This window comes from Sphaerisporangium melleum, from assembly GCF_014646695.1.
In the GTDB taxonomy this organism is placed as follows: Bacteria; Actinomycetota; Actinomycetes; order Streptosporangiales; family Streptosporangiaceae; genus Sphaerisporangium; species Sphaerisporangium melleum.
Genome location: NZ_BMNT01000106.1, coordinates 390 through 2,621, shown reverse-complemented (window position 1 = coordinate 2,621; position 2,232 = coordinate 390). Strand labels below are relative to the sequence as shown.

Below are 2,232 nucleotides of genomic sequence, written 5' to 3'. Positions count from 1 at the left end.
CCGACCTCGCCCTCCCGGCCGGCCAGCAACGGCAGCACATCCTGCTCGGCAGCGGCCACCGCCAGCATCGCGCCACCAGACGGAAGCGCCTGCATGAGACGAGCCCGGGCCGCCACCAGCGCACACGCATCCGCCAGAGAGAACACCCCGGCGACGTGCGCGGCGGCGATCTCCCCCACCGAATGACCGGCCAGCACATCCGGCCGTACACCCAGCGACTCAAAGAGCCGGTACAACGCCACCTCGAACGCGAACAGAGCCGGCTGCGTCATCCCCGTCTCGTTCAGCGCCGCCTCAGGACCGGCGAACATCACCTCACGCAGAGAATGCGGCAGCAGCGGGTCCAGCACCGCGCAGACCTCGTCCAACGCTTCCGCGAACACCGGGAAACGCTCCGCCAGCTCACGACCCATACCGACCCGCTGCGCACCCTGACCCGCGAACAGCACGGCGAGCTTCCCACCGGACCCACTCCCGGTCACCACACCCGGAGCGGCCTCACCCGCGGCCAGGGCGCGCAGACCGGCCAGCATCTCGGCAGGGTCCGCACCGACCACGACCGCACGATGCTCCAGCACCGCACGACCGGCCGCCAGCGCCCACGCGGCACCCACCACATCCACCCCGGCGGACGCCCGCACCCACTCCGCAAGCCGCTCCGCCTGCGCACGCAACGCCACCGCCGACTTCGCCGAGACCAGCCATGGCGCCACCTTCGGCCCGTCTACGCTCAAGGGACCCTCGGCGACCTGGGCAGGCTCGGGAGACTCGCCTTGCTCGATGATGACGTGGGCGTTGGTGCCGCTGATCCCGAACGAGGAGACCGCCGCGCGACGGGGACGGTCCGGCCGCTCCCACTCCCGCGTCTCGGTCAGCAACTCCACCGCACCCGCCGACCAGTCCACGTGCGGCGACGGCTCGTCCGTGTGCAGTGTCTTGGGCAGGACGCCGTTGCGCATCGCCATGACCATCTTGATCACACCGGCCACACCCGCAGCGGCCTGCGCATGACCGATGTTCGACTTCACCGATCCCAGCCACAACGGCCGATCCGCATCGCGGTCCTGGCCATAGGTGGCCAGCAACGCCTGCGCCTCGATCGGATCACCAAGCGTCGTACCGGTCCCGTGTGCTTCGACCGCATCCACGTCCACCGGGGCAAGCCCCGCGTTGGCCAGCGCCTGGCGGATCACCCGCTGCTGCGACGGACCGTTCGGCGCCGTCAGACCGTTGCTCGCACCGTCCTGATTGATCGCCGAACCCCGCACCACCGCCAGCACCCGGTGCCCGTTCCGGCGAGCGTCCGACAGCCGCTCCACCAGCAGCATCCCGACGCCCTCACCCCAGCCGGTGCCGTCCGCGCCCGCGCCGAACGCCTTGCACCGACCGTCAGGGGCCAGACCACGCTGACGGGAGAACTCCACGAAGGTGGTCGGTGTCGCCATCACCGTCACACCACCGGCCAGCGCCAGATCACACTCACCCGCACGCAACGCCTGCGCCGCCAGATGCAACGCCACCAACGACGACGAGCAGGCGGTGTCCACCGTGACCGCGGGACCCTCGAAACCGAAGCTGTACGACACACGGCCAGAGGCCACGCTGCCCGAGGTTCCGGTGCCGATCAGCCCTTCGAGTTCCTCGGGGACGGAGCCGAGTTTGGCGGCGTAGTCGTGGTACATGACCCCGGCGAACACACCTGTCCGGCTGCCGCGCAGCCCATGCGGGTCGATCCCCGCCCGCTCCATCGCCTGCCAGGACGTCTCCAGCAGCAACCGCTGCTGCGGATCCATCGCCAGCGCCTCACGCGGCGAGATCCCGAAGAACCCGGCGTCGAACTGCCCCGCGTCGTACAGGAACCCACCATGGCGGACATAACTGGTGCCCTTACTCGCCGGGTCCGGGTCGTACAACCGCTCCAGATCCCACCCACGATCCGACGGGAACTCCCCGATCGCATCGCCACCACCCGCGACCAGCTCCCACAGACCCTCCGGCGACACCACACCACCGGGGAAACGGCACGCCATACCCACGATCGCGATCGGCTCGTCCACCACGGACACCCGTACCGCCGCCTGCTCGGCATGTTCGCCGGCCAGTTCGGCGGACAGATATTCGACGAGCGTCTCCGCCGTGGGGTAGTCGAAGATGAGCGTGGCGGGCAGCCGAAGCCCGGTGACCTTGCCGACCCGGTTGCGGAACTCCACCGCCGTCAACGAGTCGAATCCA

At 69.8% G+C, this 2,232-nt stretch carries 1 protein-coding gene; it reads right to left on the bottom strand.

What is annotated here, in order from left to right; all coding sequences use genetic code 11:
• The coding region (locus IEY93_RS37290) for a type I polyketide synthase (RefSeq protein WP_229691813.1) at positions 1-2,232 on the bottom strand (2,232 nt) is incomplete at both ends.